Annotated in this window: 20 protein-coding genes; 13 read left to right on the top strand and 7 right to left on the bottom strand. The window is 64.5% G+C overall.

The window, feature by feature from the left end; translation table 11 throughout:
- Positions 1 to 144 precede the first annotated feature (144 nt).
- Positions 145 to 1,467, bottom strand: coding sequence for an ActS/PrrB/RegB family redox-sensitive histidine kinase (locus E4K64_RS10785; protein ID WP_135163628.1), 1,323 nt, complete (start codon positions 1,465 to 1,467; stop codon positions 145 to 147).
- Positions 1,468 to 1,573: 106 nt separating this feature from the next.
- Here E4K64_RS10785 and E4K64_RS10780 point away from each other — a divergent pair, with 106 nt between their 5' ends.
- The 4 genes from E4K64_RS10780 (at position 1,574) to E4K64_RS10765 (ending at position 5,914) form a co-directional block, all read left to right on the top strand.
- Positions 1,574 to 2,377 (top strand): ABC transporter ATP-binding protein, encoded by an 804-nt coding sequence (locus E4K64_RS10780; RefSeq protein ID WP_135163491.1) that lies wholly within the window; start codon positions 1,574 to 1,576, stop codon positions 2,375 to 2,377.
- A gap of 211 nt (positions 2,378 to 2,588) precedes the next feature.
- Complete coding sequence (locus tag E4K64_RS10775) at positions 2,589 to 3,407, top strand: ABC transporter permease (protein ID WP_135163490.1); 819 nt, start codon at positions 2,589 to 2,591, stop codon at positions 3,405 to 3,407.
- 121 nt (positions 3,408 to 3,528) lie between these two features.
- Complete coding sequence (locus E4K64_RS10770) at positions 3,529 to 4,857, top strand: polyhydroxyalkanoate depolymerase (protein WP_135163489.1); 1,329 nt, start codon at positions 3,529 to 3,531, stop codon at positions 4,855 to 4,857.
- 217 nt (positions 4,858 to 5,074) lie between these two features.
- Positions 5,075 to 5,914 (top strand): M48 family metallopeptidase, encoded by an 840-nt coding sequence (locus E4K64_RS10765; RefSeq protein ID WP_135163488.1) that lies wholly within the window; start codon positions 5,075 to 5,077, stop codon positions 5,912 to 5,914.
- Positions 5,915 to 6,072: 158 nt separating this feature from the next.
- Here E4K64_RS10765 and E4K64_RS10760 read toward each other — a convergent pair whose 3' ends face one another.
- On the bottom strand, positions 6,073 to 6,732 hold the full coding sequence (locus E4K64_RS10760; protein WP_135163487.1) for a hypothetical protein: 660 nt from the start codon (positions 6,730 to 6,732) through the stop codon (positions 6,073 to 6,075).
- 265 nt (positions 6,733 to 6,997) lie between these two features.
- Positions 6,998 to 9,217: a transglycosylase domain-containing protein gene (locus tag E4K64_RS10755; RefSeq protein WP_135163486.1), complete on the bottom strand. Its 2,220-nt coding sequence runs from the start codon at positions 9,215 to 9,217 to the stop codon at positions 6,998 to 7,000.
- Positions 9,218 to 9,386: 169 nt separating this feature from the next.
- On the opposite strand from E4K64_RS10755, the gene E4K64_RS10750 reads away from it, so the two are divergent.
- Positions 9,387 to 9,812 (top strand): DUF1330 domain-containing protein, encoded by a 426-nt coding sequence (locus E4K64_RS10750; RefSeq protein WP_135163485.1) that lies wholly within the window; start codon positions 9,387 to 9,389, stop codon positions 9,810 to 9,812.
- 127 nt (positions 9,813 to 9,939) lie between these two features.
- Here E4K64_RS10750 and E4K64_RS10745 read toward each other — a convergent pair whose 3' ends face one another.
- Together E4K64_RS10745 and E4K64_RS10740 are read right to left on the bottom strand one after the other, a co-directional pair.
- On the bottom strand, positions 9,940 to 11,166 hold the full coding sequence (locus E4K64_RS10745; RefSeq protein WP_135163484.1) for an ABC transporter substrate-binding protein: 1,227 nt from the start codon (positions 11,164 to 11,166) through the stop codon (positions 9,940 to 9,942).
- A 146-nt stretch (positions 11,167 to 11,312) separates the two neighbouring features.
- The gene (locus E4K64_RS10740; protein ID WP_167771952.1) at positions 11,313 to 11,669 is read right to left on the bottom strand and encodes a DUF1304 domain-containing protein; all 357 of its coding nucleotides are present in this window, start codon (positions 11,667 to 11,669) and stop codon (positions 11,313 to 11,315) included.
- Between the two features lie 99 nt (positions 11,670 to 11,768).
- On the opposite strand from E4K64_RS10740, the gene E4K64_RS10735 reads away from it, so the two are divergent.
- Complete coding sequence (locus E4K64_RS10735; protein ID WP_135163483.1) at positions 11,769 to 12,299, top strand: methylated-DNA--[protein]-cysteine S-methyltransferase; 531 nt, start codon at positions 11,769 to 11,771, stop codon at positions 12,297 to 12,299.
- A 157-nt stretch (positions 12,300 to 12,456) separates the two neighbouring features.
- Here the strand turns inward: E4K64_RS10735 and E4K64_RS10730 are convergent, their stop codons facing one another.
- Positions 12,457 to 15,246 (bottom strand): [protein-PII] uridylyltransferase, encoded by a 2,790-nt coding sequence (locus tag E4K64_RS10730; protein WP_135163482.1) that lies wholly within the window; start codon positions 15,244 to 15,246, stop codon positions 12,457 to 12,459.
- 248 nt (positions 15,247 to 15,494) lie between these two features.
- Between E4K64_RS10730 and E4K64_RS10725 the strand changes: the two genes are divergently transcribed.
- The 3 genes from E4K64_RS10725 to E4K64_RS10715 all read left to right on the top strand — a co-directional run bounded on the left by E4K64_RS10725 (position 15,495) and on the right by E4K64_RS10715 (position 18,915).
- On the top strand, positions 15,495 to 16,004 hold the full coding sequence (locus E4K64_RS10725) for an OsmC family protein (protein ID WP_135163481.1): 510 nt from the start codon (positions 15,495 to 15,497) through the stop codon (positions 16,002 to 16,004).
- A gap of 177 nt (positions 16,005 to 16,181) precedes the next feature.
- Entirely contained in the window at positions 16,182 to 16,994 is an 813-nt protein-coding gene (locus tag E4K64_RS10720) for a hypothetical protein (protein ID WP_135163480.1), read from the top strand.
- A gap of 244 nt (positions 16,995 to 17,238) precedes the next feature.
- Complete coding sequence (locus E4K64_RS10715; RefSeq protein WP_135163479.1) at positions 17,239 to 18,915, top strand: methyl-accepting chemotaxis protein; 1,677 nt, start codon at positions 17,239 to 17,241, stop codon at positions 18,913 to 18,915.
- A gap of 172 nt (positions 18,916 to 19,087) precedes the next feature.
- On the opposite strand, the gene mutS is transcribed toward E4K64_RS10715, so the two are convergent.
- A complete protein-coding gene (gene mutS / locus E4K64_RS10710; protein WP_135163478.1) occupies positions 19,088 to 21,826 on the bottom strand; it encodes a DNA mismatch repair protein MutS in 2,739 nt (912 codons plus the stop codon).
- A gap of 338 nt (positions 21,827 to 22,164) precedes the next feature.
- Between mutS and pcaF the strand changes: the two genes are divergently transcribed.
- The 4 genes from pcaF to pcaG all read left to right on the top strand — a co-directional run bounded on the left by pcaF (position 22,165) and on the right by pcaG (position 25,803).
- Positions 22,165 to 23,373 (top strand): 3-oxoadipyl-CoA thiolase, encoded by a 1,209-nt coding sequence (pcaF, locus tag E4K64_RS10705; RefSeq protein ID WP_135163477.1) that lies wholly within the window; start codon positions 22,165 to 22,167, stop codon positions 23,371 to 23,373.
- 116 nt (positions 23,374 to 23,489) lie between these two features.
- The gene (locus E4K64_RS10700; protein ID WP_135163476.1) at positions 23,490 to 24,383 is read left to right on the top strand and encodes a dioxygenase family protein; all 894 of its coding nucleotides are present in this window, start codon (positions 23,490 to 23,492) and stop codon (positions 24,381 to 24,383) included.
- Between the two features lie 127 nt (positions 24,384 to 24,510).
- Positions 24,511 to 25,212 (top strand): protocatechuate 3,4-dioxygenase subunit beta, encoded by a 702-nt coding sequence (gene pcaH / locus E4K64_RS40250; RefSeq protein ID WP_167771937.1) that lies wholly within the window; start codon positions 24,511 to 24,513, stop codon positions 25,210 to 25,212.
- Complete coding sequence (gene pcaG, locus E4K64_RS40245) at positions 25,213 to 25,803, top strand: protocatechuate 3,4-dioxygenase subunit alpha (RefSeq protein WP_167771936.1); 591 nt, start codon at positions 25,213 to 25,215, stop codon at positions 25,801 to 25,803.
- The last annotated feature ends 103 nt before the right edge of the window (positions 25,804 to 25,906 follow it).

The following is a 25,906-nucleotide window of genomic DNA, read 5'->3' as shown; positions in this document are numbered from 1 at the left end:
TGCCAAGGCCGCCGATAGTCGATCGGCCCCGTTGTGCGACGCAAGGTCGCGGCCTCAAGCGCGATGAATCCTCATCGCGCTTGCGATTCTCGCTTTCAGCATGATCGTGTCGGAAAACCGCTGAGTGCCTTTCCGGATCATGCCCTATCCTATTGTTTCTTCCAGGGTCTCGATAGTCTCAAATCGTTGTCGCGGCCAACTGATCTGGACCACGGCACCGTGTTCCGGAAAGGTCCGGTTGGTAAACGAGACCTTGGCGCCGGTGCGTTCGAGCAATGTGCGCGCGATGAACACGCCCAATCCGAGGCCGCGTCGTTCACCTCCGCCGTCGTCCACGGTTCGCCGCCGCGACAGATAGGGCTCGCCGATCCGGTTCAGGATATCAGGGGGAATGCCGGGACCGTCATCGGAGATCACGAGTTCGATGATGTCCTTATTCCACCACGCGTTCACCTCGACGGTGGTGCGAGCGAAATCGACCGCGTTCTCGACGATGTTGCCGACACCGTAGAGGATCGCCGGATTGCGGGAACCGACCGGTTCGGTCACGACGGCGACCGCGATCCGCACCTTGATCTCGACGCCGAAATCGCGGTGCGGGGCCACCACCTCCTCGATCAACTCCGACAGCTTCATGCGGTCGAACGGCGCACCGGTGGGGGAGAGCTGGGTGATCTTGCTCAGGATGTCGCGACAGCGCTGGGTTTGCTCGCGCAGCGTCTTCAGATCGGCGGCGATGCTGGCGTCCTTCACCGTCTTTTCCAGCTCGCGCGAGATCAAGAAGATCGTGGCGAGCGGCGTGCCGAGCTCGTGCGCGGCGGCAGCGGCAAGGCCGTCGAGCTGGGTCAGATGCTGCTCGCGCGTCAGCACCAGCTCGGTCGCGGCCAGCGCGTCCGCGAGCTTGCGCGCTTCTTCGGTCACCTGGAAGGAGTAGAGGCTGGTGACGCCGATCGCGAGCACGATGGAAAGCCAGACACCGACGAGATAGATCGGCGGCAGCACCAGCGGATCGTCTGAATCCCATGGCAGCGGCAGGTGGAAGAAGAACAGCACCGAGGCGCAGGCGACCGCAAGCACGCCGAGGCCGAAGGTGAAGCGCGCCGGCAGGGCCGTGGCCGAGATCAGCACCGGCGCGAGGAACAGGAACGAGAACGGGTTCTGCAAGCCGCCGGTGAAATACAACAGGCCGGCCAGTTCCACGATGTTCAGTGCGAGCAGGCCGGCCGCCTGCACCGGCTCCAGCCGCTGCATCGGGTTGGCCGCGGTCTGGAGCCCCAGATTCACCGCCGCCGACAAGGCGATGATGCTGACGCAGGGGACGATCTCGACGTTGAATTCCAACCCCTGCGCCACGATGAAGATCGCAGCGAGCTGGCCCAGCACCGCGAGCCAGCGCAGCCGCAGGATCGTGTCCAGGCGGATATGCCGCTGCGCGTGGCGGAAGCTCGAAGCGGCAATTTCGGTCATATCGGCCAATGTGGCGGCGCCTTCCAAAGTCACAAACGCTGGGCTCGCGGAACCACCGGATTACAAGCCTTGCGCTCCCTGCCGCAATAGCAGAAGAACGGTCAGCATGACCGAGAATGACGACGCTTCAAGCCGGCCGACTGTCGCGGATCGCAGCCTGTCCGCGGCGATCGCGGTCGATCATCTCGTCAAGGTCTACAAGCAGACCCGTGCCGTCGACGACATCTCCTTTTCGCTGCCGCGCGGCAGCATCACCGGGCTTCTGGGCGGCAACGGCGCCGGCAAGACCACGACCATCGCGATGATCATGGGCCTGGTGCTGCCGACCTCCGGCCGCGTGCAGGTGCTCGGCCATCGAATGCCCGAGGAGAGCGCCGCGGTGCTGGGGCGGATGAACTTCGAAAGCCCCTATGTCGACATGCCGATGCGGCTCACGGTGCGGCAGAACCTCACCGTGTTCGGCAGGCTCTATGCGGTGAATAACCTCGCCGGGCGCATCGCCGAGCTCGCCGACGATCTCGATCTCACCGACTTCATCGATCGTGCCAACGGCAAGCTGTCCGCCGGGCAGAAGACCCGCGTCGCGCTTGCCAAGGCGCTGATCAACCAGCCCGAGCTCTTGCTGCTGGACGAGCCGACCGCCTCGCTCGACCCCGATACCGCCGACTGGGTGCGGGCGCATCTGGAGCGCTATCGCAGGGACAACAACGCCACCATCCTTTTGGCGTCGCACAACATGCTCGAGGTCGAGCGGCTCTGCGACCGCGTCATCATCATGAAGCGCGGCCGCATCGAGGACGACGACACGCCCGAGGCGATCATGGCCCGCTACAACCGCACCACGCTGGAGGAGGTTTTTCTCGACGTCGCGCGCGGCCGGGTGAACGGCGCGAAGGAGGCGACGCGGTGAGGGGGAGCCGCAATTTTAGCCCGGATCGATCCTGTCATCCCGGGGCGCGACATAGTCGCGAGCCCGGGATCCATAACCACAGGGCTGGATTTGGCGAAGACCGGGAGTTATCAGCCTCGTCCCGCAGCCGCCGCCTGCGGTTATGGATTCCGGGCTCGCGCTCCGCGCGCCCCGGAATGACGAAGCTCCATCCGGGCTACGGGTTTGCCCCATGACCGACATCTCCCTCCACCACGGCATCTCCGTGCACCGTATCGGCGCGATGATCCTGCGCTATTGGTACCTGCTGCTGTCGTCCTGGCCGCGCCTGCTCGAGCTGTTGTACTGGCCGGCGCTGCAGGTCATCACCTGGGGCTTCCTCCAGCTCTACATCGCCGAGAACGCCAGTTTCTTCGCGCGCGCCGGCGGCACGCTGATCGGCGCCGTCATCCTCTGGGACATCCTGTTCCGCGGCCAGCTCGGCTTCTCCATCTCGTTTCTGGAAGAGATGTGGGCGCGCAATCTCGGCAACCTCATGATGAGCCCGCTCAAGCCGATCGAGTTTCTGTTGTCGCTGATGGTCATGAGCCTGATCCGGCTCGCGATCGGGGTGATCCCGATGACGCTGCTGGCGCTGTTCCTGTTTCACTTCAACGTCTATGCGCTCGGCCTGCCGCTGATCGCGTTCTTCTGCAACCTGATCTTCACGAGCTGGTCGGTCGGCATCTTCGTCTCGGGTCTCGTGCTGCGAAACGGCCTTGGCGCCGAGAGCATCGTCTGGACCCTGATGTTCGCGATCATGCCGCTCGCCTGCATCTACTATCCGGTCAGCGTGCTGCCGGCTTGGCTGCAATACGTCGCCTGGACGCTGCCGCCGACTTACGTGTTCGAAGGAATGCGCGCGCTGCTGATCGAAAACACCTTTCGCGCCGACCTGATGCTGGATGCATTGGCCATCAATGCCGCGCTTCTCGTTGCATCTTTTGGGGCATTCCTTGCCCTTTTGCGCAGCGCCAGAAAACACGGCTCGCTGCTCTCGAGCGGCGAATAGCGTCACTTTCCCGTGGATTCAGGCTGGTTTTACCGTTTCTCTTACGTAGATGTACGGAACCATGCATTGACGCAATATTACGCATTCGGCAGTATGCTGCGATGCGAAGAGGAATATAACAATGCCTATTGGTGAGTTTGGCGGCGCGCCGCCCCTGGCGGCTGAAGGCAGTCCGGTCCTGACGACGCCGATGTACTGGATGTACGAGATGGCGCACGCCTCTCTCAATCCGGCGCGCGCCGTCACTGACGCGACCAAGCTGCTGTTTCAGAATCCGCTCAATCCCTGGGCGCGCACCGAGGTCGGCAAGTCGGTCGCCGCGGCCTGCGAATTGTTCGAGCGTACCACGCGTCGCTACGGCAAGCCGGAATGGGGTCTCAACGACACCGAGGTCAACGGCATCCGCGTTCCCGTCGAGATCCGCTCGGTCTGGGAAAAACCGTTCTGCCGGCTGCTGTACTTCGATCGCAAGTTCGCGCGGCCCTTGCGTAGTCCGCAGCCGCGCGTGCTGATCGTGGCGCCGATGTCCGGTCATTACGCGACGCTGCTGCGCGGAACGGTCGAGGCCTTCCTGCCGGCGCATGAGGTCTACATCACCGACTGGGCCGATGCCCGCATGGTGCCGCTCAGCGACGGCCGCTTCGATCTCGACGATTACATCGATTACGTCATCGAGATGCTGCACGTGCTCGGCGGCAACACCCACGTCATGGCGGTGTGCCAGCCCTCGGTGCCCGTGGTCGCCGCGGTTTCGATCATGGAAGCGCGGCGCGATCCGTTCGTGCCGATCTCGATGACGCTGATGGGCGGCCCGATCGATACCCGTCGCAATCCGACCTCGGTGAACAACCTCGCCCAGGAGCGCGGCATCGACTGGTTCCGCAACCACGTCATCACCAAGGTGCCGTTCCCGCATCCGGGCATGATGCGCGACGTCTATCCGGGATTCTTGCAGCTCAACGGCTTCATCAGCATGAATCTCGACCGGCACATGGACGCCCACAAGCAGCTCTTCGCCAATCTGGTGAAAGGCGACGGCGACCTCGTCGATAAGCACCGCGAGTTCTACGACGAATACCTCGCGGTGATGGACCTCTCCGCCGAATATTACCTGCAGACGGTCGACACCGTGTTCGTGAAGCACTCGCTGCCCAAGGGCGAGATGACCCATCGCGGAACACGCGTCGATCCCTCCAAGGTGACGCGCGTTGCGTTGATGACGGTCGAAGGCGAGAACGACGACATCTCCGGTCTCGGTCAGACCGAAGCAACGCACACTTTGTGCAGCTCGATCCCCGAGCATCGCCGCGTTCATTACGTCCAGAAGGGCGTCGGACATTACGGTGTGTTCAACGGCTCGCGCTTCAAGTCGGAAATCGTGCCGCGGATTCATGATTTCATGGTCTCGGCGGCCAATCCGAGCTCATTGCAGGCGCGCGCAGCCGAATAGGCTTCGTTTTCGGCTTTCCGGTCGAGAATCCAGGCTTGGCCGAAGGCCCCGGCGGGGGCGAGTTCCCGCCAGATTCGCGGTATTTAGGTAGCTCCGTAGGAGTGAGTCAGTACTCACCCCTTGGGGGTGTCGCATGCATCCAGCGAGGGCGAAAAAAGCCGGTTCCAACCCCAGTCTGTAGGGTCTCCCGGTCGCCTGACCGCTGTATATTGGGCAAATGATTTGTTTTTGCGCCGAGCGCTTCCCATGGCGGCGGTTATGGCAGAATCCGGGCGCCCTCCTGCCCCCCGGACTGACAGACATGGCCACTCGCGCACTCCTCTATCGGCGGCCCCACGAACCGAAGACCCTCGTCATCACCCACGGATCGCAATTTTTTGCCATCCGATTGCGCCGGCACAGACGCGCGCGCCGCTATACGCTCAGGATTCATCCGAGCGATCGCGAAGCCATCCTCACCATGCCGCCGCGGGGCACGCTCGCCGAAGCGAAGGACTTTGCGCAGCGTCACGGCGCCTGGATTGCTGCGCGTCTCGGTCGCTTGCCGAAGGCCGCGCCGTTCCAGTCTGGCACGGTGATACCGCTCCGTGGCACGCCGCATCGCATCGTTCATCGCGCCGGCACGCGCGGCACGGTGTGGACCGAGATGCGCGATAGCGGTGAACGCATCCTCTGCGTCGCCGGTGGGCTCGAACATGTCGATCGCCGCGTCAGCGACTTCCTCAAGCGCGAGGCGCGCCGCGATCTGCAGCGTTCGGCGGAGGCCTACGCCGCCGAGCTCGGTGTCAGGGTCAAGCGCCTCTCGATCCGCGATCAGTCCAGCCGCTGGGGCTCCTGCACCTCGGCCGGTTCGCTGTCGTTCTCCTGGCGCCTGATCCTCGCGCCGCCCTTCGTGCTCGACTATCTCGCCGCCCACGAAGTCGCCCATCTCGTCGAGATGAACCACTCGGCGCGGTTCTGGCGCGTATGCGGAAAAGTCTGCCCGTCGATGGAGCGCGCCAAGAAGTGGCTCGACACCTACGGCAACGACCTGCACCGGTACGGGGTCGAGGACTAGGCTCTCACTACCCGCCTATCACTCGCTGTCGTCGTCCGGCTTGACCGGACGACCCAGTATTCCAGAGACGATTGTTGTTGAGCCGGGGCGCGGTGGTGTACTGGATGCCCGCTTTCGCGGTAAGTGACAGCAGAGAGCGGGGCGGTTTCAAACCACCCTCATGCACTGAAATCCGCACTCGTTCCCGCCTGCGCGCGTGAGGCCAGATAGGCTGATTGCTGCTGCGCGCCAGCCGTCTGACCCTCCGCCACCATCGCCTGGAACGCCGCGTCGAGTTGCTCGCGACTATATGTCGTGGGCCTGCTCTCGCGCGGCGTCCATTGCGATTGCGTGATGGCCGTGGAGGCCTTCTCGACGGTGCCGCCAAGCAGCTCGGCGTATCTGTCGGCCCGCCATTGCGCCAGGTCCGGCCCGCTCAAGCCGGGAGGATCCTCGAGCTTGCCGACCTTCGCCGCGGCCTGGTTGGTCATCACCGAGGACCCGCCATTGTACAACGTGGCCACCACCTTGCCGTCAACCTTGACCTGAGCGTAGGTGTTCTCCGGTGCGTTGTCTGCGGCGACCGGTTGCGTCGCACTCGCGTCGTGAGTCCTCAGCCAGTTCGTTGCCAGGAGGTCGCGCAGGTGGGCATTGTCCGCCGCCGATATCACCTTGGCACCTGACAGCGGCTTGACTTGCGAGACGTCAATCCGGAAGCTGCTGGTCGCAGCGTCAGTCGCGTCCGGTACCACCGGTTGGAGACCCGATGCCGCATTCGACGCGGGAGTTGATGCGGGCCGCAGATGAGGCAACGCCGCACCGGATATATTTGAAATCATCGAACGCTCCCAGGTCCCTGCTCAATTTATGAGAGCAAATCCCGGGCCGAAGACGGGTGCTTGAAGAGATTGGTGTTTTTCCCTTCAGCCATGCGTGGGTCGCGGTCGATCTTGCCGCGCTGGGCAGGAATTGCCGAAGTGATGAAGCGCGCGCTTCAGGCTCTGCGCTGCCTGCGCAAGCCGTTGAATTCATTATCCTCGGCTACTGTGCATGAGGTTGTTTTCGCAGTTCTTGTTTCGAGGTCATCGAAACCTCAAGCCGCGCCTATCGATTCCCGCCAAACAGCCGGTCCATCAGCCAGCCGTCGAGCCCTGCCGCCGCTTCCGGCCGCACATTGGCGCGCGTGGGAGGCGGCGGGCGATAGCCGCCATTGTTGGCGGCTGCCGGGGCGGGCGCAATCGCTGTCGGCGGCGACACCTGCGAGGCCGCCTGCGCGAGGTTCGACAGCCCCCAGCCGCCCGGTGCGCTCGGCAAGTTGGCCACCGGCACGCCTTCGTGCGCGGTCTTCATGAAGCGCGACCAGACTTCCACCGGCAGGCCGCCGCCGGTGGCCTTCTTGGTCGGCGAGTTGTCGTCGTTGCCGAGCCAGACGCCGGTGACGAGGCTCGCGGTGTAGCCGATGAACCAGGCATCGCGATAATCCTGGCTGGTGCCGGTCTTGCCGGCCGCCGGCCAGCCCGGGATCTCCGCCTTCTTGGCGGTGCCCGATATCAGCGTCTCCCGCATCATCGCGTTCATCATGCCGACATAGCGGGGATCGATCACCGGATTGCGCTCTTCCGGCTGGCGCATGTAGAGCAGCTTGCCGCTCAGCGTCCTGATCCGCGTGACGACATGCGGCGCGACCGCGAAGCCGCCGTTGGCGAACGGCGCGTAAGCACCGACCAGCTCGACCACCGAGACTTCCGACGTGCCGAGCGCGATCGAGGCATTGGGCTCGAGCTTGGAGGAGATGCCGAGCCGGTGCGCGGTGCGCACCACGTTCTTCGGCCCGACCTCGAAGCCGAGACGGATGGCGACGGTGTTGAGCGACATCGCCAGCGCCTGGGTCAGCGTCACCGCGCCGAAATATTCATGGGTGTAGTTCTCGGGTCTCCAGCCCTTGACCTCGATCGGCGCGTCCTGGCGCATCGTGTCAGGCGTCAGGCCCTGCTCCAGCGCCGTCAGGTACACGAACGGCTTGAACGAGGAACCCGGCTGGCGCTTGGCGGTCACCGCGCGGTTGTACTGGCTCTCGGAATAGTTCCGCCCGCCCACCATGGCGCGCACGGCGCCATCAGGCGTCATCGCCACCAGTGCGCCCTGGCTGACGTTGAACTTCACGCTCTTGGCCGCGAGCTCGTCGATGATGGCAGCTTCCGCCACGCTTTGCAGCTTCGGATCGATCGTGGTCTCGACCTTGATGCTCTCGTCGATCTGGCCGACCAGGTCGTCCAGCACTTCGCCGATCCAGTCGGCGACGTAATTGACGGTGCCGGCACCGGCCGGCTTCACGTTGTAGGAGGGATGGCCGATCGAGGCCTTGGCCTGCGCGTCGGTGATGAAGTTTGCATCGGCCATCGCCGCGAGCACGATCTGCGCGCGTGCTTCGGCGCCTTCGGGATTGCGGTTCGGTGCGAGGCGCGACGGCGATTTGACGAGGCCGGCCAGCATTGCCGCTTCGGCGACCGTGACGTTCTTGGCCGACTTGCCGAAATATTTCTGCGCGGCGGCTTCGACGCCGTAGGCGCCCGAGCCGAAATAAACGCGGTTGAGATAGAGCTCCAGGATCTCGTCCTTGGAATGCTTGCGCTCCAGCCAGATCGCGAGCTCCGCCTCCTGCAGCTTGCGCGCCATGGTGCGTTCCTGGGTCAGGAACAGGTTCTTGGCGAGCTGCTGCGTCAGCGTCGAGCCGCCCTGCGAGACGCCGCGATGGAGCACGTTGGTGACGAGGGCGCGCAGGATGCCGACGGGATCGATGCCGAAATGCGAATAGAAACGGCGGTCCTCGATGGCGATGAACGCTTTCGGCAGATAAGACGGCAGGTCCTTCAGCGCGACATTGGCGCCGGCCATCTCGCCGCGTTGCGCCAGCATGCTGCCGTCGATGCCGACGATCTGGATCGTCGGCGGGCGCTTGGGGATTTCCAGTGACTGGATCGGCGGCAGATGGGCGCCGACATAGATCACGACGCCGACCACCGCGATCGCGCCCCACAGGCTCAGCACCGCGCCCCAATAGACGAGACGGCCGAGGCCGAACCCGCCGCGCGACTTCGCGCGCCGCTTGGCCCCACTGCGGCCGGCCGGCGCCTTGCGCTCGCGCGGCGGCTCGTCGCCGGCATCCTCGCCCTTGCGCCTGGCGGATGATTTGGCTGATTTCTTCGGCTTGTCGTCGCCGCCGCCGGGAATGCGATCCGCCGCGGTCAGGCGCAGGTCGGCGAGCGCTGCGGGCAAGCCGAACAGCGGCTCCTTCCGCCCACCCTTTTTCTTTCCCCACGCCATACGCAAACGCCCAGTCAGCCCGCCCCGCCGCACGCTAGCGGTCGCTGTTTAAGGCCCGGTTACCCCGAGGTTAACGCGCGATTAGGAGGTGGGGCATTCGCACCTCGCAGTTCCGCTCTTTTGCCGGCGGAGCTAGGATCGTCGCCATAAAGAAGAAGAGGGAGCGCTCATGGGCCATATCGACCCGACCAAGGAGATCTTCGCGCAGTTCCGGGAGAACGACCGTCCCGGCCCGATCCACATGCTCAACCTGGTGCGGTTGCGCAAGGAGGCGGCCTATCCGGACGGACGCAAGGCAAGCGGGGCGGAAGCCTACGCCGCCTATGGCCGCGAGAGCGGCCCGGTGTTCGAGCGCCTGGGCGGCCGCATCGTCTGGCAGGGCAAGTTCGAGCTGATGCTGATCGGTCCGCAGCAGGAACGCTGGGACCATTGCTTCATCGCCGAATATCCAAGCGTCGCCGCCTTCGTCGAGATGATCCGCGACCCCGTCTATCGCGAGGCGGTGAAGCATCGGCAGGCAGCCGTGGAGGACTCGCGGCTGATCCGGCATGCCGTGCTGCCGGTGGGCAAGAATTTCGGGGAGATACCGACCTGAACGCCAGGTAGGAAGCTCTCTCGATCGTCATGGCCGGGCTTGACCCGGCCATCCACGGCTTCCCTTTGGCCAAGAACGTGGATGCCCGGGACAAGCCCGGGCATGACGTCGCTGAGGAAGTTGCGTCCTAGCCCGAGGGGCCCGTGTCCTCGATGATCGGTCCGAACAGCTCCCAGCGTTCGCCGTTGAACTTCATCATCTGCATCTGCTTGTTGACGCGGTAGTCATTGGGGCCGGTGGTGATCTTGATCCCGGGCAGCGCCAGGCTTGGTGTGTAGCCCTTGATGTTGGCGACCTGCTTCATCACGTTCTCGCGCGTCAGATCGTCGCCGCATTGTTTCATGACCTGTACCAGCAGTTCGGCCACCGAATAGGCGTAGGTGTTGACGGTATTGAGCTTGTCGCCCTCGGGGAAATACTTGTCCATGAAGGCGAAGAAGGCCTTCACGCCGGGATCGTCCTTCCACTGGGGATCGCCGGGGTCCTTGCCGTAATTGGTCGAGATGATGCCCTTGGAGATATCGAGGCCGGCCGGTTTCAGCGTTGCCGACACCGGGCTCGCATTGATGTCGAGGATGTGCACCGGAGTCCAGCCGAGATCTGCGAGCTTCTTGATCGCCTGCGCCGCGAACTTCGGCGTCGAGGCGTCGAAGAACAGATCAACCCCCATCGACTTCAGCTTGACCACCTGCGAATCGACGGTCGGGTCGGTGACCTCGTAGGAGACCTCGCCGACGATCATGCTGGCGGCCTTGTCCCCGAGCCCGCTCTTGAGCCCCGCCAGATAGTCGCGGCCCATATCGTCGTTCTGGTAGAGCACGCCGATCTTGGCGTTGGGATGCTCCTTGAGAATGTACTTGGCGTAGATCCGCCCCTCGGACACGTAATTGGGATTGTAGGCGATGGTCCAGGGATAGTTCTGCGGATCGTTGAAGCGCGCGGCGCCGGTCGAGGCGAGGAGTTGCGGGACCTTCTTGCCGTTAAGGTACTTCTGCACGGCTGCGTTGGCCGCGGTGCCGATCAGCTGGAAGGTGAACAGCACCTCGTCGCCCTCGACCAGCTTGCGCACCTGCTCCACCGTCTTCGGCGGCGAGTAGGCGTCGTCATATTGGATCAGATTGATCTTGCGGCCGTTGATGCCGCCCTGATCGTTGATCATCTTGAAATAGGCGGCCTGGGTCTTGCCGATATTGGCATAGACGGAATACGGGCCGGAGAACGGCACGGTCTGGCCGATCTTGATCTCGGTGTCGCTCGCCCCGGTGTCGTATTTCTTCTGGGCGAAGGCTTGGCTCGCGGAGAACGCGAAGGCGAGCGCTGCCGTGGCAGCTAGGAAGACCCTGCGATTGTTCATATTTGGTTGTTCCTCCTGACGGAATTTTCGGCCGATGGTCTTTCTCCGTTGATTGCAACGGTCGCCATCGCTGCCGAAGATTGTGGAGGAAGGCGCAGCGCCGCGCAAGGATCGCGACACTGCGCCGTAGCGTCTCAGGCCAGAAACTAAGCCAGGAACAACGCAGCCAGCGCGATCACCGCCGGCAGCGCCTGCACCATCAGGATGCGTGAACTGACAGTCGCAGCGCCATAGGCGCCGGCCACGATCACGCAAAGCAGGAAGAACGCCTTGATCTGGAATGCGAAGGCCGGATTGCCGTGGACGAGACCCCAGACCAGGCCGGCGGCGAGGAAGCCGTTATAAAGGCCCTGATTGGCGGCCAGCACCTTCGTGATCTCGGCCTTCTCCGGCGTGTTGCGAAACACCTTCAGGCCCTGCGGCTTGTTCCAGAGAAACATCTCCAGAATCAGGAAGAAGACGTGCAGCGCGGCAACCAGCGCCACCAGGACATTGGCGATCAGGATCAAGGTGAGCTCCCCCAAAGCGTCAGCTTTCGGGTGGACGTTAGCATGGCCGGCATGGCAAGTGCGACGGGCGTGTTTCGATGCAATGGTGCCGCAATGGCCAGCCAATCAACCAAACCTCCTGCAAGCTTCGGCCTCGATCGCCTGACGACGCCGATCGGCATAGCGCTGCTCGTTACCGATGCCGAAGGCGCCCTGCGCGCACTCGACTGGGAGGACTACGAGCACCGCATGCGCGAGCTTTTGCGCCTGCATTACGGTGTGGTCCAGCTGAGCGACCAGGCCGCGCCCGCGGCCATGCGGACCGCGCTGTCAGGCTATTTCGAAGGCGATCTCGGCCAGCTCCCGGGCATCGCGTGGCGCATCGCCGGCACGGCATTTCAGCAGAAGGTCTGGACTGCGCTCGCGCAAATCCCTGCCGGCACCACGATGAGCTACGGCGCGCTCGCCGCAAAGATCGAGATGCCCAAAGCGATTCGCGCCGTCGGCCATGCCAATGGCTCCAACCCGATCAGCGTCGTGCTGCCGTGCCACCGGCTGATCGGCGCGGATGGCTCGCTGGTGAAGTATGGCGGCGGGCTGGAGCGCAAGAGGTGGCTGCTAAGGCACGAGGGCGTGGAGGTTTAGGTCTCGCGCTCTCCGTCGTCATTCCGGGGCGCGCGTAGCGCGAGCCCGGAATCCATTTATCCGTGCAACCAGTGGCTCGATGGATTCCGGGTTCGATGCTTCGCATCGCCCCGGAATGACGAGCGGAGAGAGACGCGCCCCGGAATGGCGAAAAACCTCACGCCGCCGGCTGAACCGCTTTTTCGCCAGCCATCACATGGGTGAGCGCGCTCTTGATCGCGGCCTGGCGGGTCGGCGCGTTGATCTGAGCGCCCAGGAGATCGGTGACATAGAACACGTCGCGCGCGCGCTCGCCGAAGGTCGCGACGTGGGCTGACGCAATGTTGAGGTTGAGTTTCGAGATCGCCGTGGTCAGCTCGTAGAGCAGGCCGGGGCGATCGAGGCCGGAGACCTCGATCACCGTGTAGCGGTCGGACCATTGGTTGTTGATGGTCACTTCCGGCTCGATCACGAAGGGCCTCGCCTTGCTGCGCACGGTGCGCCGCGCCACCACCTCCGGCAGCCGCAGCTTGCCTTCCAGCACGTCCTCGATCATCTCGCCGATGCGGGTGGCGCGCCGTCCCTCGTCCTCGTCGCGGTCGTATTCCCGGGAGATCGAGATGGTGTCGAGCGCGCGGCCGTCGGTCGTGGTGTAGATCTGGGCGTCGACGATGTTGGCGCCGGCCGAGGCGCAGGCGCCGGCGATGATCGAGAGCAGCCAGGGATGGTCGGCCGCAAAGATCGTCAGCTCCGTAACGCCGCGCACCTCGTCGAAGCCGACATTGATCGCGAGCTTGTGGCCGGCCTGCTCGCTGGAGCGGACGAAGCGGGCGTGACGGATCTTGCGCGGCAGCTCGACCTTGAGCCAATAGGCCGGATAGTGCCGGCCGATATAGGCATCGAGCTCGTCCGCCGGCCATTCGGCAAAGGCCATGCGGAATTCGGCATAGGCAGCCGCGAGCCGCTTGCCGCGATCGACCTCCGAGAAGCCGCCCGTGAGCACCGGCTCGGTCTCGTAGTACAGCGAGCGCAAAAGCTGCGCCTTCCAGCCGTTCCACACGCCGGGACCGACGCCGCGGATGTCGGCGGTGGTCAGGATGGTCAAGAGCTTCATCTGCTCGACCGACTGCACCACGGCGGCGAAATTTTCGATGGTCTTGCGGTCCGACAGGTCGCGCGACTGCGCGACCGTGGACATGGTCAGGTGCTCCTCGATCAGCCAGGCGATGAGCTCGGTGTCGGCCGGACTGAAGCCGAGCCGCGGACAGAGCCGGCGCGCCACCTTGGCGCCGGCGATCGAGTGATCCTCCGGCCGGCCCTTGGCGACGTCGTGCAACAGCGTGGCGATATAGATCACCGCGCGGTGCTCGGGCCTCGTCTTGCGCATGAGATCGCTGGCGAGCGCGAACTCCTCGGCGCCGCCGCGCTCGATGTCCTGGAGGAAGCCGATGCAGCGGATCAGGTGCTCGTCGACGGTGTAGTGATGATACATGTTGAACTGCATCATCGAGACGATCTTGCCGAAGGCGCGGATGAAATGGCCGAGCACGCCGGTCTCGTTCATCCGCCGCAGCACGATCTCGGCGTTGTCGGAGGTCAGGATCTCCATGAACAGCCGGTTGGCCTCGGGATTTTCGCGAAGCTGCGCGTTGATCAGGCCCAGCGAACGCGTCACGCCGCGCATCGCATCCGGGTGGAAGGCGAGATTGTTCTTCTGCGCGAGGCGGAAGATGCGGATCAGATTGACCGGATCGTGCTTGAAGATGTCGGGCGCGGCGACGTTGATGCGGTTGTTGTCGACGATGAAGTCGTCGCTGTCGGGGACGCGCCGCTTCACCGCGGTCGGCCGCAGCCGCGCCATCATCCGGCTCAGGACCGGCGCAGGCTTGGCCTGCTGGTCCTCGAGCTTGGCGCAGAGGATGGCGGTGAGGTTGCCGACCTCCTTGGCGACCAGGAAGTAGTGCTTCATGAAGCGCTCGACGTCCTGCATGCCGGGATGCGAGGTATAGCCGAGCCGCACCGCGATCTCGCGCTGGAGATCGAAGGAGAGGCGCTCTTCGGCGCGGTTGCAGTAGAAATGCAGATTGCAGCGCACCGACCAGAGGAAATCGGCGCAGCGACGGAAGCTGCGATATTCCTGCGCGTCGAACACGCCGCGCTCGACCAGCTCGCTGGTGTCGCGCACGCGGTAGACGTATTTGGCGATCCAGAACAGCGTGTGCAGGTCGCGCAGGGCGCCCTTGCCGTCCTTGACGTTGGGCTCGACCAGGTAGCGCGACTGGCCGCCGCGGCGATGCCGCTCCTCGCGCTCGGCGAGCTTTGCCGTGACGAATTCCGAGGCGGTACCCTGCACCACCTCCTTGTCGAAGCGCGCGACCAGCTCGTCATAGAGCGGCCTGTCGCCGGTGAGGAAGCGCGTCTCCAGGATCGCGGTGCGGATCGTCATGTCACCGCGCGCCTGCCGGATCGACTCGTCGACCGAGCGCGTGGCATGACCGACCTTCAAGCCCATGTCCCAGAGGCAATAGAGGATGGCCTCCGCCACCTGCTCGCCCCAGGCGGTCTGCTTGTAGGGCAGGATGAACAGCAGATCGATGTCGGATTCGGGCGCCATCAGGCCGCGGCCGTAGCCGCCGGTCGCGACCACCGCCATGCGCTCGGCACCGCTCGGGATCGGCGAGCGGTAGAGATGACGGGTCGCCGCCGAATACAGGATGCGGATGATCTCGTCCTGGACGTGACACAGCCGCTCGGCGCAGCGGCGGCCGTGGCGGTCCTTCAAAAGGATCTCCTGTGCCGCGGTGCGCGCTGCGATCAGCTCGGCCTTGAGCAATTGCGCCATGGCGGTGCGGAACGCGTCTTCGCGCCCCTGATGCTTTTCGACAAGCGCATCGACCGCGGCGGTGATCCGCGCAGTGTCGAAACGATCGTCCACCTCGGCCCTATGCTCAGTCGCGACGCTGTCCATATCTCACCGGATATAAGAGGTGACGGGCGCTGTCACGAGACTTCGTGAGAGGTCGACAGATGAACCTGGTTACCCAGATGGGAGGGTCGCTGCGCCGCTCTTGATAGGGGTCTGTAACATCATGAATAGATTGGAGTTTCGGGTCTGAGTTCCGGTTGCTCATGGCAGCTTCCATCAATCATGGGCTGACACGAAACGGATAGCCTTCTATACCGCTCGTCAGACGCGATGTGCCGGGAGAGAACAAGATGGACGCCGCCCAACTGCGCCAGATGCAGGCTCCGATCAAGGAGCGCTACAAGACCGATCCCAAGACCGCGCTGATCACACTGAAAGCCAAGGGCTCCACCGACAGCGAAGGCATCGCCTGCAAGGTCGAGACCGGCCGCGCGATCGCAATGGCGGGCCTGCATCCGGCCACCGGCGGCTCCGGTCTCGAGCTCTGCTCCGGCGACATGCTGCTCGAAGCCTTGGTCGCCTGTGCCGGTGTCACGCTGAAATCGGTTGCGACCGCGATCGAGGTGCCCTTGAAGACCGGCAATGTCTTTGCCGAGGGCGATCTTGATTTCCGCGGCACGCTCGGCATCGACAAGGAAACCCCGGTCGGCTTCGCCGAGATCCGTCTGCGCTTCGAGGTCGACACCGACGCGCCGCAGGACAAGCTCGATCTCCTGCTCAAGCTGACCGAGCGCTATTGTGTCGTCTACCAGACCATCAAGAACGGCCCGAAGGTCTCGGTGTCGATGCAGCGGATGTGAGGCGAAGGTCGCTACTCCACGATCGGTGCCGCCCCGGAGCGCGCCGCTTGGGGCGAGCCGAGACCCAACCCCAGGCCGTCGTGATTTCAGACGGTCGTTGCTTCAGCTCTTGAATCTGTACGGCCTGTGGTTATCGATTCCGGGCTCGCGCTTCGCGCGCCCGCAATGACAGACAGAATGTCACCCGACCTTCACTTCATCCTCTTCCTGCTCCTGCGCATGGCGATCGCGGCGACGTTCGTCGTGACGGCGTCGATCATCACCGAACGCGCGGGACCGGTGATCGGAGCGCTGGTCGCGACCCTGCCGATCTCAGCCGGTCCGTCCTACGTCTTCCTCGCACTCGATCACGACGCCGCCTTCATCGCGCAGGGCGCGCTGGCGAGTCTTCCGATCAATGCGGCAACCATCTTCATGTGCCTCACTTATGTCGTGCTGGCGCAGCGGTACAATCTTCTGGTGAGTTGTGGCAGCGCAGTCGCGGTCTGGATCGTGCTTGCATCGATCGTCCGTCAGTTCGACTGGCCGCTCACCGCCGGGCTGGCCGCGAACCTGATCGCCTTCGGCATCTGCATTCCGCTCCTAGCCGGCTACCGCCACGTGAAGATGCCGCTGGTGACGCGCCGCTGGTATGACGTTCCGATGCGGGCTGCGCTGGTGGCAATGCTTGTCGCCATCGTGGTCTCGACCTCGGGCTGGGTCGGTCCCCGCATCAGCGGCATCATCGCGCTGTATCCCGTCGTGTTCTCCAGCATCATGGTGATCCTGCATCCGCGCATCGGCGGCCCGCCGACAGCCGCCGTGCTCGCCAACTCCGCTTGGGGCCTGCTCGGATTCGGCGCGGCAATCGCAGTCCTGCACGTGGCGGTGGTGTCGTTCGGATCGAGCGTCGGTCTGTGTCTCGCGCTCGGCACCTGCGTTGCTTGGAATTTCACGCTGTGGTGCATCGGGATTGCGTCGCGGCGGCGGTCAAGTTCGCGACTGCACTAAATGCCGCGAACATAAGCGGGATCTCGATCTTCTCGCGTGAGACGTCGCTGATGATTTCCAAATATCAACAGCCGTGATCGAGGTGGGCTGCGACGTCGCGGCGTGTTTCCGATACACATATTAGAAGTTTGTTTGAACTTGTTCTCTACAATTGTCTCGTTAATTCCCGTCCCGCGTAAAGCATATCCTTCTCGCTCCGTAAGTTTACGGAGTGCAGTACAACCGGGTCGATATTGGAGAGATCATGTTCAAGCGCAAATCGAATACCGACGCAGTTACGTTGATGGCGGCCAAGGTCGTGAGCGCCAATCTGATGGTTGCGGATAACGACCTCAAGATCATCTACATGAACAACGCTGTGACGGATTTGCTTCGAGCAGCCGAGGCCGATCTCAAGAAGGAGCTGCCGCACTTCAATGTAGACACGCTCGTCGGGACCAACATCGACGTGTTTCACAAGAACCCGCAGCATCAGCGCCAGATGCTTGCGAGCCTCAACAGCGTGCATCGCGCGATGATCCAGGTCGGCGATCGGAAATTCGACCTCGTTGCAACTCCCGTGAAGAACGACGACGGCGGCCGAGCGGGAGTTGTGGTAGAATGGTCCGACGCCTCGGTCCGTCTGCAGAATCTCGACTACGGAGCGCAAGTTGCCGCCGCCAACCGTTCGCAGGCGGTCATCGAGTTCAACATGGACGGTACGATCGTCACTGCCAACGCCAACTTCCTTGGCGCGCTCGGTTATTCGCTGGCCGATATCAAGGGCAAGCACCACAGCATGTTCGTCGAGCCTTCAGAGCGCGATGGCGCCGCCTACCGCGAGTTCTGGGCGGCACTCAACCGAGGCGAATACCAGGCCGCCGAATACAAGCGCATCGGCAAAGGCGGCAAGGAAGTGTGGATCCAGGCCTCATACAATCCGGTCTTCGACGAGAATGGTAAGCCCTTCAAGGTCGTGAAATTTGCGACCGACGTCACGGCGCAGAAGCTGAAGAACGCCGATCTCGCCGGCCAGATCGCGGCGATCGACAAGGCCCAGGCCGTGATCGAGTTCAACATGGACGGCACGATCATCACCGCGAATGCCAACTTCCTCGGCGCGCTCGGCTATTCGCTGGCCGAGATCAAGGGCCATCATCACAGCATGTTCGTCGAGCCGAGCGAGCGCGACAGCGGTGCCTATCGCGAGTTCTGGGCGGCGCTCAACCGCGGCGAATACCAGGCGGCCGAATACAAGCGCATCGGCAAGGGCGGCAAGGAGGTCTACATCCAGGCCTCCTACAATCCGATCATGGATCTCAACGGCAAGCCGTTCAAGGTCGTGAAATACGCCACCGATGTCACCAAGCAGGTGCTGGTCCGTATGGGCAACGAGCGCGTGCGCGGCATGATGGAATCGGTCGCCGCAGGTTCGGAGGAATTGAACGCCTCGGTGCGGGAGATCTCCGAGGCGATGACCAAATCGCGCGAGACCGCGATGAGTGCGGTGGATCAGGTCGCCACCGCGGACGCCCAGGCGCAGCGCCTCACTGAAGCCGCGCAGGCGATGAGCGGCATCGTCGAGCTGATCAACAACATCACCGGACAGATCAACCTGCTCGCGCTCAACGCCACGATCGAATCGGCACGCGCGGGCGAAGCCGGCCGCGGCTTCGCGGTGGTCGCCTCGGAGGTCAAGAGCCTCGCCAACCAGGCCAAGCAGGCCACCGACAAGATCGGTGCGGAGATCGGCAGCCTCAACGGCATCTCCGGCGACGTCGTCAGCGCGCTCGGTTCGATCAAGCAGGCCATCAACAATGTCAGCGAATACGTGACGTCGACGGCCGCGGCGATCGAGGAGCAGAGCACCGTGACGAACGAGATGTCGACCAGCATGCAGCGGGCGGCGGCGGAAGCGGCGGCGATCGCATCGAGGGCGTAGCACGCAGGAATCGTAGGGTGGGCAAAGGCGCGCCCTTGCGCGCCGTGCCCACCATCTCTGTGCTTTCATTTTGCTATTGGTGGGCACGCTTCCGCCTTCGCTCTTCGAGCTACGGCGGATAAGTCGCTTTGCCCACATTACGGCACTACGGCATTGCGGCTCTCCGGCACCATCACTGCTTCGGCAGCTTGGCCTTCAGTGCATAGAGCGCATCCAGCGCCTCGCGTGGCGACATCTCGTCGGGGTGCAGCGCCTTCACCGCTGCCATCAGCAGCTCGGCCTCGCTCGGCGGGGCGGCTTCCGCTGCGGCGCGCGAGGGCACGGCGAACAGCGGCAGGTCGTCCACCAGCGCGCGCGCGGTCTGGCCGCGGTCCTGTGCCTCCAGCTTGGAGAGAACCGACTTCGCGCGCGTGATCACCGCCGGCGGCAGGCCGGCGAGTTTGGCCACCTGGATGCCGTAGGAGCGGTCGGCCGAGCCCGGCAGCACCTCGTGCAGGAACACGACATTGCCCTGCCACTCCTTCACCCGCACGGTGGCATTGAACATCCGCGGCAGCTTGGCCGAGAGCGCGGTCAGCTCGTGATAGTGCGTGGCGAACAGGGTGCGGCAGCGGTTGCTTTCGTGCAGATGCTCGATCGCGGCCCAGGCGATCGAGAGGCCGTCGAACGTCGCGGTGCCGCGGCCGATCTCGTCCAGGATCACCAGCGAGCGCTCGCCGGCTTGATTGAGGATCGCCGCGGTCTCGACCATCTCCACCATGAAGGTGGAACGCCCGCGAGCGAGATCGTCGGCGGCTCCGACGCGCGAGAACAGCCGGTCGACGATGCCGATCCGCGCGCGCGCGGCCGGCACGAAGCTGCCGATCTGGGCGAGCAGCGCGATCAGCGCGTTCTGGCGCAGGAAAGTCGATTTGCCGGCCATGTTGGGACCGGTGAGCAGCCAGAGCTGGCCGGATCTTTGGCCGGGCGCCGGCGACAGATCGCAGGCATTGGCGATGAACGGCTCGCCATTGCGCTTCAGGGCCTGCTCGACCACGGGGTGGCGGCCGGCCTCGATCGCGAAGCCGAGCGAATCGTCCACGTCCGGTCGCACGTAATTATCGTCGACCGCGAGTTTTGCGAGCGATGTCGCGACGTCGAGCAAGGCAAAAGCGTGGGCGGCGGCGCGCAGATCGTCGCTGATTGCCATGGCCTTCGCCGACAGCCGCTCGAAAATCTCGAGCTCCAGTCCGAGCGCACGGTCGCCGGCATTGGCGATCTTGGCCTCGATCTCGCCGAGCTCGGAGGTGGTGAAGCGCACCTGCCCTGCCAGCGTCTGGCGATGGATGAAGGTCGCGTTCAGCGGCGGCGACATCAGCTTGTCGCCGTGCTGCGCGGTGACCTCGACGAAATAGCCGAGCACGTTGTTGTGGCGAATCTTGAGGCCTTTGACGGAGGTCGCGTCGGCATAGCGGGCCTGCATCGAGGCCACCACCAGGCGCGAGGCGTCGCGCAGGTTTCGCGCTTCGTCGAGGGCAGGCTCATAGCCCTGGCGAACGAAGCCGCCGTCACGCTTGATCAGCGGCAGCTGCTCGTCCAGCGCGCTGGCGAATTCCGCCGCAAGCTGGCGCGACGGCCTTTGCAGCGCTGCCATCACCGCCGCGATCTCCTGCGGCGGCTCATCCAGTTCAGAGAGCCGCGTCAGCACCTGGTCCGCGGCGATGATGCCGTCGCGGATGCCGGCGAGATCGCGCGGCCCGCCGCGACCGACCGAAAGACGGGCCAGCGCCCGCGACATGTCGGGCGCGCCGCGCAAGATGCTGCGGATGTCCTCGCGCGCGGCTGAATCGGCAACGAAGGTGCTGACCGCATCGAGCCGGCGCGCGATGGCCGGCGCATCCGTCAGCGGCGCTGCCAGCCGCTGCGCCAGCAGGCGCGAGCCCGCCGACGTCACGGTGCAGTCGATCGCATCGAGCAGCGATCCCCGGCGTTCGCCGGCGAGCGTCCGCGTCAGCTCGAGATTGGCGCGCGTGGCCGGGTCGATCGCCATGGTCGCGCCCGAGGCCTCGCGCGCGGGCGGCGACAGCGGCGGATGCTTGCCGACCTGAGTGCGGTCGACATAGGTGATTGCGGCGGCCGCGGCGGTGGCCTCGAGGCGCGTCAGCTGCGCCAGCCCGTCCATGGTCGCGACCGCGAAATAGTCGCACAGTCGTTTCTCGGCGGTGGCGCCGTCGAAGACGTCGCGGGTCAGCGGCGTCACCGCCGGCAGCTCGCGCAGGGTCTGTCCGAGCTCGCTGTCGTTATAGAGCGCGTCGGTGACGATCGCCTCGTTCGGGTTGATGCGCGCCAGCGTCGCGGCGAGCTCGCCGCTGGAGCATTCGGTGACCATGAACTCGGCGGTCGAGATGTCTATCCAGGCAAGACCGAAGCGATCGCCGCCGCCGGAGGCGCGCGCGCGCGCGATCGCCAGCAGGTAATTGTTGGCGCGCGCGTCGAGCAGCGTGTCCTCGGTCAGCGTGCCCGGCGTGACCAGCCGCACCACGCCGCGGCGGACGACGCTCTTGTTGCCGCGCGCTTTCGCAGCGGCAGGATCCTCGGTTTGCTCGCAGACCGCGACGCGGTGACCGGCCGAGATCAGGCGGTGCAGATAGTCCTCGGAGCGCTCGACCGGCACGCCGCACATCGGGATGTCGGCGCCCTGATGCTTGCCGCGCTTGGTCAAGACGATGCCGAGCGTCTTGGAGGCGATCTCGGCGTCCTCGAAGAACAATTCGTAGAAATCGCCCATCCGGTAGAACAGCAGGAGGCCCGGATGCGCCGCCTTGATCTCCAGATATTGTTCCATCATCGGCGTGACGCGCGCGGCGGCTTCCGCCGGCGGTGCGGGCGCTTCGTCGGCGGGGGGTGCTTGGATCGGCTGTTGCATCGTCATGGGCGGCGCAACCTACAAAATTTCGGCACCTGCTCCTATCGCTTTGGCCGGAGAGACGAGGTTTTCCACGTTGTCCGCGTGGGGCGAGGAACTGCCACATTTCCCGTCGTCATTCCGGGATGCGCCGGGAGGCGCAGGCCTGGAATCCATAACCCCGGCTCGTGGATATGGATTCCGGGCTCGCCCTTCGGGCGCCCCGGAATGACGAGGGAATTTCATGGCGCCGCTCCGAATACGCCACCCGCGAAACCGTCAATTGACCTGTCGCGGGCGCCCTCCTAAAACTCCGCGGTCATTGAAGAATTTGGGCCGAACCGCGGCATTCAGGGAGAACAACGATGCGTGACGTCTTTATTTGCGATGCCGTGCGGACCCCGATCGGCCGCTTCGGCGGCTCGCTCGCCAAGGTGCGCGCCGACGATCTCGCCGCCGCCCCGATCAAGGCGCTGATGGCCAAGCATCCCAATCTCGATTGGGCACAGGTGGACGAAGTCTTCTTTGGCTGCGCCAACCAGGCCGGCGAGGACAACCGCAACGTCGCGCGCATGGCGCTCCTGCTAGCAGGTCTGCCGGATTCGGTTCCCGGCCAGACCCTGAACCGGCTCTGCGCCTCCGGCCTCGATGCCGTCGGCGCCGCGGGCCGCGCGATCCGCTCCGGCGAGATCGAGCTCGCCATTGCCGGCGGCGTCGAGTCGATGACCCGCGCGCCGTTCGTGATGGGCAAGGCGCAGGAGGCCTTCTCGCGCTCGGCCGAGATCTTCGACACCACGATCGGCTGGCGCTTCATCAATCCGCTGCTGAAGGCGCAGTACGGCGTCGACGCCATGCCCGAGACCGGCGAGAACGTCGCGGAGGAATTCCAGGTCTCGCGCGCCGACCAGGACGCCTTCGCGATCCGCTCGCAGCAGCGCGCCGGCACGGCGATCGCCTCCGGCTATTTTGCGGAAGAAATCACGCCGATCACCATTCCCGGCGGCAAGGCCGGTCCCATCACTGTCGACAAGGACGAGCATCCGCGTCCCGAGACCACGCTGGAAGGCCTCGCCAAGCTGAAGCCGATCGTGCGCAACCCGGGCACCGTGACCGCCGGCAACGCCTCCGGCGTCAATGACGGCGCTGCCGCGATGATCCTGGCTTCGGAGCTAGCTGTGAAGAAGCATGGCCTGACGCCCCGCGCCCGCATCCTCGGCCTCGCCTCGGCCGGTGTGCCGCCGCGCATCATGGGCATTGGCCCGGTGCCCGCGACCCGCAAGCTGATGGAACGCCTCGGCAAGAAGATCAGCGATTTCGACCTGATCGAGCTCAACGAGGCCTTCGCCTCCCAGGGCATCGCCTGCATGCGCCAGCTCGGCGTCGCCGATGATGCCGATTTCGTCAATCCGCATGGCGGCGCCATCGCGCTCGGTCATCCCCTCGGCATGAGCGGCGCGCGCCTCGCGCTCACCGCCGTCCACGGCATGGAAAAGCGCGGCGGCAAGCTCGCGCTCGCCACCATGTGCGTCGGCGTCGGTCAGGGCGTCGCGGTCGCGATCGAGAAGCTGAACTGACCGGACGCGAAGCGTCCGGTCATCCCGGAGCCGTCCGATAGGGCGGAATCCGGGATCTCGAGATTCCGGGTTCAGCCCTGTCGGGCTGCCCCGGAATGACAGGGAGAAATAGTGGCATGATCATCGAGCGCGAGCAGGACGTCACGGCCGCGGCACTGGCGGTGATGGAGCAGACCTCCGATCCGCGCATGCGCCAGATCATGCGCTCCCTGGTCAAGCATCTGCATGCCTTCGTCCGCGATGTCCGCCTGACCGAGAAGGAGTTTCGCGACGCCACGGCTGTTATCGCCGAGCTCGGCAAGCTCTCGACCGACACGCACAACGAAGTCGTGCTGATGGCAGGCTCGCTCGGCGTTTCCTCATTGGTGTGCCTGCTCAACAATGGCGATCAGGGCAATACGGAAACCGATCAATCACTGCTCGGGCCGTTCTGGCGGCTGAACTCGCCGCGGGTCGAGAACGGCGACTCGATCGTGCGCTCGGAGACCCCGGGCGCGCCGCTGTTCGTCAGCGGCCGCGTTGTAGATAAGGATGGCCGTCCCGTTGCCGGCGCGGAGGTCGACGTCTGGCACGCGTCCCCGGTCGGCCTCTACGAGAACCAGGATCCTGAACAGGCGGACATGAACCTGCGTGGCAAGTTCACGACCGATCAGGATGGGCGCTTCTCCTTCCGTTCGGTGATGATGGTCGGCTATCCCATCCCGACCAATGGCGTGGTCGGCCGCTTGCTGGCGGCGCAGGGCCGGCATCCCTATCGACCCGCGCATCTGCACGCCCTGATCTTCAAGCCCGGATTCAAGACGCTGATCTCGCAGGTCTACGATCCCGCCGACCCGCATATCGACAGCGATGTGCAGTTCGGTGTGACACGGGCTCTCATCGGCAAGTTCCAGCGCCATGACTCGCCGCATCCGGCAGTGCCGGAGGTCGTTGCGCCCTGGTATTCGCTCGATCACACCTATCGGCTCGAAGCCGGCGAGGCCACGCTGCCGCGGCCACCGATTAAATAGGGCGCTTCAGGCCAATTCCGGCGCGTACTGGCCCCCAAAACCCGCTTTCCCCAATTAGTTATATCCTATAATGATTGCCGGAAGCGTTGACCGGCCGGACCGAAAATGGCCGGGGAGGAGTTCGCCAATGACATTCATCTATCCCACTGACAGCAACAAGGCGCATCCGCTGCCGCTGTCGCCCGACTACAAGAGCTCGATCAAGCGCGCGCCGAACAAGCCCTTGATCCCGATGCGGCATACGTTGTCGGAACTCACCGGCCCGGTCTACGGCCACGAGACTGTGCGTGAGGGCGACGACGACCTCACCCGCCAGCACAGCGGCGAACCGCTCGGCGAGCGCATCATCGTCCACGGCCACGTGCGCGACGAGGACGGCCGGGGCGTACCGAGCTCATTGGTCGAGATCTGGCAGGCCAATTCCTGCGGGCGCTACGTCCATGTCCGCGACCAGCATCCGGCGCCACTCGATCCGAATTTCACCGGCGCGGGCCGCACGGTGAGCGATGCGTCCGGTTACTATCGCTTCGTCACCATCAAGCCCGGCGCCTATCCCTGGGGCAATCACCACAATGCCTGGCGGCCGGCGCACATCCATCTGTCGGTGTTCGGCCATTCCTTCGTCACGCGCCTCGTGACGCAGATGTACTTCCCGAACGATCCGCTGTTTCCGTTCGACCCGATCTTCAACTCGGTGCCGGACGAGAAGGCGCGGGCGCGGATGGTCTCCTCGTTCGATCTCGAGAACACCCAGCCCGAATGGGCGCTGTGCTACCGGTTCGACATCGTGCTGCGCGGCAAGAACGCCACCCCCATGGAGAACAGCTAAGTGCAGGATAATGGGATCACGCCGTCGCAGACCGTCGGCCCGTTCTTCAAATACGGCCTGACGCCGACCGGCGAGTACGCCTGGAACGACGCATTCACGCACTCGACGCTGACCCCCGACGTCACGGGGGATCGGGTCCGTATCGAAGGCCGCGTGTTCGACGGCGATGGTGTCGCCGTGCCGGATTGCATGCTGGAGATCTGGCAGGCGGACGCGCAGGGCCGTTTTGCCGACCCGCAGGACAGGCGTGCGCTGCCGAATGCGAGCTTTCGCGGCTTTGCCCGTTGCGGCACCGACAAGGACGGCCATTACGCTTTCGAGACCATCAAGCCGGGCGCGGTGCCGGATCCCGACGGCAAGCCGCAGGCGCCGCACATCCTCGTTGCGGTGTTCGGCCGTGGCATGCTGCGGCATCTCTACACCCGCATCTATTTCAGCGACGAGTCCGGCAACGCCGCCGATCCCGTGCTGGAGCTGGTGCCCGCCGATCGCCGCGCCACGCTGATTGCCGTGCGGGAGGCTGGCAAGTCCATCTACCGGCTCGACCTGCATCTCCAGGGCGACAACGAGACGGTGTTCTTCGACGTCTGAGCAATGCGCGCCGGGGGCCCGGTCCTCGGCGCGCATGTCGCACTATGTTGGCCGACGCTGCGTTGCATCATGCCCCGAACGCTGTCTTCCCACTTTGGTGCGT

This window comes from Bradyrhizobium frederickii (genome assembly GCF_004570865.1).
Classification (GTDB): domain Bacteria; phylum Pseudomonadota; class Alphaproteobacteria; order Rhizobiales; family Xanthobacteraceae; genus Bradyrhizobium; species Bradyrhizobium frederickii.
This window is presented reverse-complemented; position numbering and strand designations above follow the sequence as displayed.

Bases quoted from the DNA above. Each gene is read 5' to 3' on its own strand.
- E4K64_RS10770 (WP_135163489.1), top strand. From the start codon at position 3,529: ATGCCTATTGGTGAGTTTGGCGGCGCGCCGCCCCTGGCGGCTGAAGGC.
- pcaH (WP_167771937.1), top strand. From the start codon at position 24,511: ATGACATTCATCTATCCCACTGACAGCAACAAGGCGCATCCGCTGCCG.
- E4K64_RS10755 (WP_135163486.1), bottom strand. From the start codon at position 9,217: ATGGCGTGGGGAAAGAAAAAGGGTGGGCGGAAGGAGCCGCTGTTCGGC.
- E4K64_RS10775 (WP_135163490.1), top strand. From the start codon at position 2,589: ATGACCGACATCTCCCTCCACCACGGCATCTCCGTGCACCGTATCGGC.
- E4K64_RS10765 (WP_135163488.1), top strand. From the start codon at position 5,075: ATGATTTGTTTTTGCGCCGAGCGCTTCCCATGGCGGCGGTTATGGCAG.
- E4K64_RS10760 (WP_135163487.1), bottom strand. From the start codon at position 6,732: ATGATTTCAAATATATCCGGTGCGGCGTTGCCTCATCTGCGGCCCGCA.
- E4K64_RS10780 (WP_135163491.1), top strand. From the start codon at position 1,574: ATGACCGAGAATGACGACGCTTCAAGCCGGCCGACTGTCGCGGATCGC.
- E4K64_RS10785 (WP_135163628.1), bottom strand. From the start codon at position 1,467: ATGACCGAAATTGCCGCTTCGAGCTTCCGCCACGCGCAGCGGCATATC.
- E4K64_RS10735 (WP_135163483.1), top strand. From the start codon at position 11,769: ATGGCCAGCCAATCAACCAAACCTCCTGCAAGCTTCGGCCTCGATCGC.
- pcaF (WP_135163477.1), top strand. From the start codon at position 22,165: ATGCGTGACGTCTTTATTTGCGATGCCGTGCGGACCCCGATCGGCCGC.
- E4K64_RS10730 (WP_135163482.1), bottom strand. From the start codon at position 15,246: ATGGACAGCGTCGCGACTGAGCATAGGGCCGAGGTGGACGATCGTTTC.
- mutS (WP_135163478.1), bottom strand. From the start codon at position 21,826: ATGACGATGCAACAGCCGATCCAAGCACCCCCCGCCGACGAAGCGCCC.
- E4K64_RS10715 (WP_135163479.1), top strand. From the start codon at position 17,239: ATGTTCAAGCGCAAATCGAATACCGACGCAGTTACGTTGATGGCGGCC.
- E4K64_RS10745 (WP_135163484.1), bottom strand. From the start codon at position 11,166: ATGAACAATCGCAGGGTCTTCCTAGCTGCCACGGCAGCGCTCGCCTTC.
- E4K64_RS10720 (WP_135163480.1), top strand. From the start codon at position 16,182: ATGTCACCCGACCTTCACTTCATCCTCTTCCTGCTCCTGCGCATGGCG.
- E4K64_RS10725 (WP_135163481.1), top strand. From the start codon at position 15,495: ATGGACGCCGCCCAACTGCGCCAGATGCAGGCTCCGATCAAGGAGCGC.
- E4K64_RS10700 (WP_135163476.1), top strand. From the start codon at position 23,490: ATGATCATCGAGCGCGAGCAGGACGTCACGGCCGCGGCACTGGCGGTG.
- E4K64_RS10750 (WP_135163485.1), top strand. From the start codon at position 9,387: ATGGGCCATATCGACCCGACCAAGGAGATCTTCGCGCAGTTCCGGGAG.